This is a genomic window from Pseudomonas sp. A-RE-19 (assembly GCF_019956555.1).
Classification (GTDB): Bacteria; Pseudomonadota; Gammaproteobacteria; order Pseudomonadales; family Pseudomonadaceae; genus Aquipseudomonas.
Window position 1 is genome coordinate 182,720 of record NZ_JAHBDQ010000004.1, and the last position, 9,651, is coordinate 192,370.

Below are 9,651 nucleotides of genomic sequence, written 5' to 3' on the forward strand. Positions count from 1 at the left end.
GAAGCGATGCACAGAGGCTCAGATTTGCCCTGATCGTCTGGTAGAATCGCGTTTTTCAGGGCCGCGATGATTGTTCGCGCAATGCCCATTTCGTTTTAGAAAGCGCCATTGAGCGCAAAGAGAGCCTGTATGACCGTCACCCTCAAAACCCCAGAGGACATCGCAAAAATGCGGATCGCCGGCAAATTGGCCGCCGATGTGCTGGAAATGATTGCCGATTATGTCAAACCGGGTGTCACCACCGAAGAACTGGACCGCATCTGCCACGACTATATCGTCAATGAGCAGAAAGCTATCCCTGCCCCGCTCAACTACAAGGGCTTCCCGAAGTCGATCTGCACTTCGATCAACCACGTGGTCTGCCACGGCATCCCGAACGAGAAACCGTTGAAGGATGGCGACACGCTGAACATCGACGTGACCGTGATCAAGGACGGCTACCACGGCGACACCAGCCGCATGTTCCATGTCGGCACCGTGCCAGTCTGGGCCGAGCGCCTGTCGCAAGTGACTCAGGAATGCATGTACAAGGCCATCGAACTGGTCAAACCCGGCTGCCGCCTGGGCGATATCGGTGAAGTGATCCAGAAGCACGCTGAAAAGAACGGCTTCTCGGTGGTTCGCGAGTTCTGCGGCCACGGCATCGGCAAGGTGTTCCACGAAGAACCGCAGATCCTGCACTATGGCCGTGCCGGCACTGGCATGGAACTGAAAGCCGGCATGACGTTCACCATCGAGCCAATGATCAACCAAGGCAAGGCCGACACCAAGGTGTTGGGCGACGGCTGGACCGCGATTACCAAGGACCGCAAGTTGTCGGCGCAATGGGAACACACCCTGCTGGTGACGGAAACCGGTTACGAGATCTTCACCCTGCGCAGCGACGACACTATCGCGCGCGTTTCGGCCTGATCTCACCCGCGCAGCTACCCAGCCTTATAGAAAGGAAAGCCAATCGATGCCGCAGGTGGATCCCGAACTCTTCGACCGCGGCCAGTTCCAGGCTGAACTGGCCCTGAAGGCAAGCCCTATCGCTGCTTTCAAGAAGGCGATTCGTCAGGCCCGCGAGGTCCTCGACGAACGGTTTCGCAGTGGCCGGGACATTCGCCGGCTGATCGAAGATCGCGCCTGGTTTATCGATAACATCCTGCAAAAGGCCTGGGAGCAGTTCAACTGGAGCGAAGACGCCGATATCGCGCTGGTGGCGGTCGGCGGCTACGGTCGCGGTGAGTTGCACCCCTATTCCGATATCGATTTGCTGATCCTGCTGGACAGCGCCGATCACGAAATCTTTCGGGATTCCATCGAACGTTTTCTGACATTGCTATGGGACATCGGCCTGGAAGTCGGCCAGAGCGTTCGTTCGGTGGACGAATGCGCCGAAGAAGCCCGCGCAGACCTGACGGTGATCACCAACCTGATGGAAAGCCGCACCATTGCCGGCCCCGAGCGTCTGCGCCAGCGCATGCTGGACGTCACCAGCACCGAGCACATGTGGCCCAGCAAGGAGTTCTTCCTGGCCAAACGCGCCGAGCAGAAAGCCCGTCACCACAAGTACAACGACACCGAGTACAACCTGGAACCCAACGTCAAAGGCTCGCCCGGCGGCTTGCGGGATATTCAGACGATTCTCTGGGTCGCCCGTCGCCAGTACGGCACCTTGAACCTGCGAGCCCTGGCGGGCGAAGGTTTTCTGGTGGAGAGCGAAAACGCCCTGCTGGCCTCATCCCAGGAATTTCTGTGGAAAGTGCGTTATGCGTTGCACATGCTCGCCGGTCGCTCTGAAGACCGCCTGCTGTTCGACCACCAGCGCTCCATCGCCGCGCTATTGGGGTTCAACGGCGATGACGCCAAGCACGCCATCGAAAACTTCATGCAGCAGTACTACCGGGTGGTCATGAGCATTGCCCAGCTCAGCGACTTGATCATCCAGCATTTCGAAGAAGTGATCCTCGCCCCCGAAGACCAGGCACCGCCGCAGCCGATCAACTCCCGATTCCAGTTGCATGACGGGTACATCGAAGCACGTAGTGACAACGTGTTCCGCCGCACGCCATTCGCCATGCTCGAAATCTTCGTGCTGATGGCCCAGCAGCCTGAGATCAAAGGCGTGCGCGCCGACACCATCCGTCTGCTGCGCGAAAACCGCCATTTGATCGATGACGATTTCCGCAACGATATTCGTAATACCAGCCTGTTCATCGAGCTGTTCAAGTGCAAGATCGGCATCCACCGCAACCTGCGACGCATGAACCGTTACGGCATCCTTGGGCGCTATCTGCCTGAGTTCGGCTTTATCGTCGGACAGATGCAGCACGATCTGTTTCACATCTATACGGTCGACGCGCACACCCTGAACCTGATCAAGCATCTGCGTAAGTTGCAGTACACCCAGGTGTCGGAAAAATTCCCGCTGGCCAGCAAGCTCATGGCCAAACTGCCCAAGCCCGAGCTGATTTACCTGGCTGGCCTGTATCACGACATCGGCAAGGGCCGGCATGGCGATCACTCGGAAATCGGCGCCGTGGATGCCGAAGCCTTTTGCCAACGCCACCAGCTGCCGATCTGGGACAGCCGCCTGATTGTCTGGCTGGTGCAGAACCACCTGGTGATGTCGACCACGGCCCAGCGCAAGGACTTGTCCGATCCGCACGTGATCCACGATTTCGCACAGATTGTGGGCGATGAAACCCGCCTCGATTATCTCTACGTGCTGACTGTCGCCGACATCAACGCAACCAACCCGACGCTGTGGAATTCCTGGCGTGCGAGCCTGTTGCGCCAGCTCTACACCGAAACCAAGCGCGCCTTGCGTCGCGGCCTGGAAAACCCGGTGGATCGCGAAGAGCAGATCCGTCAGACCCAGAGCGCGGCGCTGGACATTCTGGTACGCGGCGGCAACGACCCGGACGACGTCGAGCAGCTGTGGGCGCAATTGGGCGATGACTACTTCCTGCGTCACACCGCCGGCGACGTGGCCTGGCACACTGACGCGATCCTGCAGCAGCCAGCCGACGGCGGCCCGCTGGTGCTGATCAAGGAAACCACCCAGCGCGAGTTCGAGGGCGGGACGCAGATCTTCATCTATGCACCGGACCAGCACGACTTCTTCGCCGTGACCGTGGCGGCGATGGACCAGCTCAACCTGAACATTCACGACGCCCGGGTCATTACCTCCAGCAGCCAGTTCACCCTCGACACCTATATCGTGCTCGACACCGATGGCGACTCGATCGGCGACAACCCGGCGCGGGTCAAGCAGATTCGCGAAGGCCTGACCGAAGCCCTGCGCAATCCGGACAACTACCCAACGATTATTCAGCGTCGAGTGCCGCGCCAGCTCAAGCATTTCGCGTTTGCGCCACAGGTGACGATCCACAATGACGCCCAGCGTCCGGTGACCGTGCTGGAACTCAGCGCCCCTGACCGCCCTGGCCTGTTGGCGCGGATCGGCACGATCTTTCTCGAGTTCGACCTGTCGCTGCAAAACGCCAAGATCGCCACCCTGGGCGAGCGCGTGGAAGACGTGTTCTTCATCACCGACGCGAACAATCAGCCGCTGTCCGACCCGTTGCTGTGCAGCCGTTTGCAGGATGCGATCGTCAAACAGCTGAGCGTCAGCCAGGAACCCGATATCAAACAGTCACGACTCAGTATCTGAATTAACAAATTTCCCCCTGTGGAAAAGCGCTTATGGGGGAGCTGGCTTGCCTGCGATAGCATCACCTCGGTGTACCTGACATACCGAAGCGTCTGTATCGCGGGCAAGCCCGGCTCCCACAGAGGCTCGCTCCCACATTGAACGAGGCCCCCATGAACAACGCTCTGACCCAGTTGCAGCCTTACCCGTTCGAAAAGCTCCGCGCCCTGCTCGGCAGCGTCACGCCAAACCCGGAAAAACGCGCTATTGCGCTGTCTATCGGCGAACCTAAGCACCGCTCGCCAGTATTTGTCGCCGAAGCGCTGGCAAGCAACCTGGATCAGATGGCCGTATACCCGACCACCCTTGGCATCCCGGCCTTGCGTGAAGCCATTGCCGCCTGGTGCGAATGTCGCTTCAGCGTCCCGAACGGCTGGCTGGACCCGGCGCGCAACGTGTTGCCGGTCAACGGCACCCGCGAAGCGCTGTTCGCCTTCACCCAGACCGTGGTCAATCGTGGCGAAGATGCACTGGTGGTCAGCCCGAACCCGTTTTATCAGATCTATGAAGGCGCAGCGTTCCTGGCCGGTGCCAAGCCGCACTACCTGCCATGCCTGGATGAAAATGGCTTCAACCCGGATTTCGACGCCGTTTCGCCCGACATCTGGAAGCGCTGCCAGATCCTGTTCCTGTGCTCGCCAGGTAACCCGACCGGCGCGCTGATCCCGGTCGAAACCCTGAAAAAGCTGATCGCCCTGGCCGACGAATACGATTTCGTGATCGCCGCTGATGAGTGCTATAGCGAACTGTACTTCGACGAACAAACCCCACCGGCCGGCCTGCTCAGTGCCTGCGTCGAACTGGGCCGCAAGGATTTCAAACGCTGCGTGGTATTCCACAGTCTGTCCAAACGCTCGAACCTGCCGGGCCTGCGTTCCGGCTTTGTGGCCGGTGATGCCGACATTCTCAAAGGCTTTCTGCTGTATCGCACCTACCACGGCTGCGCGATGCCGGTTCAGACCCAGCTGGCCAGCGTTGCCGCCTGGAATGATGAAGTGCATGTACGCGCCAACCGTGCGCTGTATCGCGAGAAATACGATGCGGTACTCGAGATTCTCAGCCCGGTCATGGATGTGCAGCGCCCGGACGGTGGTTTCTATCTGTGGCCTCGTGTGAATGGCGATGACGCGGCGTTCTGCCGGGATCTGTTTGCCGAGGAACATGTGACTGTGGTGCCGGGCTCTTACCTGTCCCGTGAAGTGGATGGCGTCAACCCGGGCGCCGGTCGTGTGCGGATGGCGCTGGTTGCGCCGCTGGCGGAGTGCGTGGAAGCGGCTGAACGAATTCGCGCCTTCATTACTCGCCACAAGTAACCCCTGAGCGCCCGCGCCAGGCAATCTGGCGCGGGTACTTTTGATCTCAAGTTACAACTCATATCAAGTTACAATTCATATAACTTTATACCTCATCCGCCTGCTGACCAGACTTTAGTCTTGTTGCAGCGCAGCTGGCTGCGCCTGAATAAATCTTTACTCTAAACTTCATGGAAGAAGTCAACGATGAACGAGCTCCAATACTGCAGGCTTATACAGTGGCCAGACGATCAAGCGGCTTATAACGCTGCCATTAACGAGAACCCTGCCAATGCCGGATCTTCCCACACTACTCGTCGAAAACGGTCGGTGGTCAACTACTCAAAACTCTGGGCCAATGGTCGCACTTTGAAAATCGCCTTCATGGACGATCCAGGAGCCGACCATAAGCAGAAAATCATCAACGCAGCCAGCAAGTGGTTGCCCTATATCAACCTGAACTTTGATTTTTTCGATACCTTGCAAGGCGACATTCGGATCGCCACCAAGAACAACGACAACAGCTCAATGCTGGGCACCGACGCGCTATTGGTTCACCCCGACTGGCCCACCATGAACCTCGGCGTCAAACCCGAACATGAAGACTTCGAGGTGATTGTGGTTCACGAATTCGGGCATGCACTGGGGGCGATGCATGAGCATCAGCATCCGCAAGCCAATATCCCCTGGGACAAACCGAAAGTGTATGAGTTTTATCAGAATCGCCAGATGAACCCGCTCACCCGGGAAGAAGTGGATGAAAACATGTTCGCACCCTTCAATACCCCGGAGGCGATTTATACCTCCTACGACAGAAAATCCATCATGCATCACCCGGTGGCGAATGCATTGACACTGGGCGACTGGGAAATTCCGATCAACCGCACGATCAGCAAAAAAGATAAGCGTTTGATGAAATTACTCTATCCAAAATAATCAACAGGACAAACTTCATTAAACATTCAAGTCCGCACGCTGTAACACCCTGCGGACTTATCAACTTGATATCCGCATTAGCAGCAAGCCAGAAGTTTGCGGGATTGGCCTCCTCGGCTTCGAGCGCATGAATTCGATAATAGAATCACCCTCGCCGCGATGAAGGTCAGCAGAGCCCTTTCCGCAAACCCGGTACCGCCCATCAACACCCCCCCTGGCAATCGACAGCATTGAAGTGCCACATTAGCCGCTTAGACTGCTGGCTGACCGTTGCCCCCATGTCGCACGGAACAGCGGATGACCAAGACAAAAAGACAAACCCCACCACAGCCGACGCGAAACCGTCCGGTCATGGCATAATCCTTCACCTTTGATCTCCAGCACCTGCAAAGGGGGCAATTCCTTGACCGATTCAAGCAAAACGTTGCACCTTTTCGGCATCAAAGCCTGCGACACCATGAAAAAGGCGCGCACCTGGCTCGATGAACACGCTGTCAGCTATGACTTCCATGATTACAAAACGGTCGGAATCGACCGTGAACATCTGAGCCAATGGTGCGACGAGCACGGCTGGCAAGTGGTGTTGAACCGTGCAGGCACGACCTTTCGCAAGCTCGACGACGAACGCAAAGCCGATCTCGACCAGCCGAAAGCCATCGAACTGATGCTCGCACAACCCTCGATGATCAAGCGCCCGGTGCTCGATCTCGGTGACCGAACCCTGATTGGCTTCAAGCCAGATATCTACGCGGCCGCACTCAAGTAATGCAGCCCGTTCCATTTTGTTAGAGGTATCAACATGTCCACTACCCTGTTCAGCCTGGCCTTTGGTGTCGGCACTCAAAACCGTCAAGGCGCATGGCTGGAAGTGTTTTATGCGCAGCCACTGCTCAACCCGTCGGCCGAACTGGTCGCTGCCATTGCGCCGGTTCTGGGTTACACCGACGGCAATCAGGCCATCGCCTTCAGCACCGCTCAAGCTTCGCAACTGGCCGAAGCACTGAAAAGCGTCGACGCTGCCCAGGCAGCCTTGCTGACCCGACTGGCCGAGAGCCACAAGCCGCTGGTCGCGACTATTTTGGCCGAGGACGCTCAGCTGACCTCCACGCCTGAGGCTTACCTCAAGCTGCATTTGCTGTCCCATCGTCTGGTCAAGCCCCATGGCCTGAACCTGGCCGGCGTGTTCCCGCTGCTGCCGAACGTGGCATGGACCAGCCAGGGCGCCATCGATCTGGCCGAACTGGCCGAGCATCAACTGGAAGCCCGTCTGCGCGGCGAGCTGCTGGAAGTGTTCTCGGTGGACAAGTTCCCGAAAATGACCGACTACGTGGTACCGGCCGGCGTGCGCATCGCTGACGCTGCACGCATTCGTCTGGGCGCTTACGTGGGCGAAGGCACCACCGTGATGCACGAAGGTTTCGTCAACTTCAACGCCGGCACCGAAGGCCCGGGCATGATCGAAGGCCGTGTGTCGGCTGGCGTTTTCGTCGGCAAGGGTTCAGACCTGGGCGGCGGCTGCTCGACCATGGGCACCCTGTCGGGTGGCGGCAACATCGTGATCAAGGTCGGCGAAGGCTGCCTGATCGGCGCCAACGCCGGTATCGGTATCCCGTTGGGCGACCGCAACACCGTCGAATCGGGCCTGTACGTGACGGCCGGCACCAAGGTTGCGCTGCTGGACGAGCACAACAAACTGGTCAAAGTCGTTAAGGCCCGTGAACTGGCCGGTCAACCTGACCTGCTGTTCCGCCGCAATTCGGAGACCGGTGCCGTGGAGTGCAAAACCCACAAATCGGCCATCGAACTGAACGAAGCGCTGCACGCTCACAACTAAGCAGAGCGTCAAACGATCACCTGTGTAGGAGCGAGGCTTGCCCGCGAAGCTTTTGACGACTTCAAGGGCCCCTTCGCGAGCAAGCTCTGCTCCTACAAGGTCAGGCGTTCCCCCCGCCCATGTCACCAGGGCCGAACAACATGATGATTCCCTCTCCCTGGCGTGGCGATTTTCCGGCCATCGCCGCATTGCAACGGCAAGACCAGACTTATCTGGACAACGCCGCCACCACGCAAAAACCTCAAGCCCTGCTGGATGCTTTGACGCATTACTACGCCAACGGCGCGGCCAACGTGCATCGGGCGCAACACTTGCCCGGCGCCCACGCAACTCAGGCATTCGAGGACAGCCGCAGCAAAGTTGCGCAATGGCTCAATGCCGGCGATTGCGGGCAGATCATCTTTACCCACGGCGCCACGTCCGCGCTGAATCTCCTGGCCTATGGCCTGGAACACTTATTCAACCCGGGCGATGAAATTGTCATCAGCGCTCTGGAGCATCACGCCAACCTGTTGCCGTGGCAGCAGCTGGCCCACCGTCGCGACTTGAAACTGGTAATTGTGCCGTTGAATGTCGACGGTTTGATTGATCTTGAGGCCGCCGCTCACCTGATCGGCCCGCACACTCGTCTTTTGGCCGTCAGTCAGCTGTCCAACGTACTCGGTGCCTGGCAGCCGCTGCCCGCGTTATTGGCGATGGCCAAGGCGCACGGTGCGTTGACGGTGGTCGACGGTGCTCAAGGCGTCGTGCATGGTCGGCATGACGTGCAGGCGCTAGGCTGCGACTTCTATGTGTTTTCCAGCCACAAGCTCTATGGCCCCGAAGGCTTGGGCGTGCTGTTCGGGCGCAACGAAGCGCTGCAACAACTACGCCCCTGGCAGTTCGGCGGTGAAATGGTGCTGGATGCCAACTACCACGACGCACGCTTTCGCCCCGCGCCACTGGGGTTCGAAGCCGGGACGCCACCAATCGCCAGTGTGATCGGTCTGGGCGCGACGCTGGATTACCTCGCCGGGCTGGATCAGGACGCCGTATCTGCCCACGAAGCGGCGCTGCATGACTATTTGCTCAAAGGTCTTGAAGCGCGTAACGGCATTCGCCTGCTGGGCAAACCGCAACTGGCACTGGCCAGTTTTGTCGTCGAGGGTGTGCATAACGCTGATCTGGCGCATTTGCTGACCGAACAGGGAATCGCCGTGCGCGCCGGTCACCATTGCGCCATGCCGTTGCTCAAAAGCTTTGAACTGGCCGGGGCGATTCGGGTGTCGTTGGCGTTGTACAACGACTCCGAAGACCTTGAGCGCTTCTTTGAGGCACTGGATCAAGCCCTGGAGTTGCTGCGATGACCTTGCCCGCCGATGCCGTCACGGCGCTGGACACTTTTCAGAAGACTGCGAGTTGGGAACAGCGGGCGCGGTTGCTGATGCAGTGGGGCGACCGACTGCCTGCGTTGAGCGATGTGGATAAAGTCGAAGCCAACCGCGTGCATGGCTGTGAAAGCCAGGTCTGGCTGGTCGGTGCGCTGCAGGACGGGCATTGGCAGTTCAGCGCCAGCAGCGATGCACGCTTGATTCGCGGTTTGGTGGCGCTGCTGCTGGCGCGGGTCAATGGGTTGTCTGCGCTTGAGCTGCAACAAGTGGATTTGCCGGACTGGTTTAATCAGCTGGGCCTGTCGCGGCAGTTGTCGGCCTCGCGCAGTAATGGCCTCAATGCCGTGTTGCAGAGGATGCGGAGCCTGAGCGACGCGTAGGAGCTGCCGAAGCAGACTGTGTGAAAACGCAATATTAGCGGATCAAGCAAACGCCCCGACTTGTTCGGGGCGTTTGCTTTTGTGCGGGAAGCAGACGAAAAAAGGCTTTTCAGCCCATTAACGCCATCATTTTGGGGAC

General features: G+C 58.7%; 8 protein-coding genes. All 8 read left to right on the forward strand.

What is annotated here, in order from left to right:
- Positions 1-129: 129 nt before the first annotated feature.
- The 8 genes from map to KGB14_RS03835 all read left to right on the forward strand — a co-directional run bounded on the left by map (position 130) and on the right by KGB14_RS03835 (position 9,512).
- On the forward strand, positions 130-912 hold the full coding sequence (gene map / locus KGB14_RS03800) for a type I methionyl aminopeptidase (protein ID WP_095631674.1): 783 nt from the start codon (positions 130-132) through the stop codon (positions 910-912).
- A 46-nt stretch (positions 913-958) separates the two neighbouring features.
- A complete protein-coding gene (locus tag KGB14_RS03805) occupies positions 959-3,661 on the forward strand; it encodes a [protein-PII] uridylyltransferase (RefSeq protein WP_223484155.1) in 2,703 nt (900 codons plus the stop codon).
- A gap of 152 nt (positions 3,662-3,813) precedes the next feature.
- Positions 3,814-5,013: a succinyldiaminopimelate transaminase gene (gene dapC / locus KGB14_RS03810; RefSeq protein WP_223484156.1), complete on the forward strand. Its 1,200-nt coding sequence runs from the start codon at positions 3,814-3,816 to the stop codon at positions 5,011-5,013.
- A gap of 186 nt (positions 5,014-5,199) precedes the next feature.
- Entirely contained in the window at positions 5,200-5,928 is a 729-nt protein-coding gene (locus KGB14_RS03815) for a M12 family metallopeptidase (RefSeq protein ID WP_223484157.1), read from the forward strand.
- Positions 5,929-6,331: 403 nt separating this feature from the next.
- Positions 6,332-6,694, forward strand: coding sequence for an ArsC family reductase (locus KGB14_RS03820; protein WP_223484158.1), 363 nt, complete (start codon positions 6,332-6,334; stop codon positions 6,692-6,694).
- Positions 6,695-6,727: 33 nt separating this feature from the next.
- Positions 6,728-7,762 carry a 2,3,4,5-tetrahydropyridine-2,6-dicarboxylate N-succinyltransferase gene (dapD, locus tag KGB14_RS03825; RefSeq protein WP_123360632.1) on the forward strand — a complete coding sequence of 345 codons (1,035 nt, stop codon included), beginning with the start codon at positions 6,728-6,730 and terminating at the stop codon, positions 7,760-7,762.
- A gap of 140 nt (positions 7,763-7,902) precedes the next feature.
- Entirely contained in the window at positions 7,903-9,108 is a 1,206-nt protein-coding gene (locus KGB14_RS03830) for an aminotransferase class V-fold PLP-dependent enzyme (RefSeq protein WP_223484159.1), read from the forward strand.
- Positions 9,105-9,512, forward strand: coding sequence for a SufE family protein (locus tag KGB14_RS03835; protein ID WP_223484160.1), 408 nt, complete (start codon positions 9,105-9,107; stop codon positions 9,510-9,512). The genes KGB14_RS03830 and KGB14_RS03835 overlap by 4 nt, the downstream gene beginning before the upstream one ends.
- Positions 9,513-9,651: the final 139 nt, after the last annotated feature.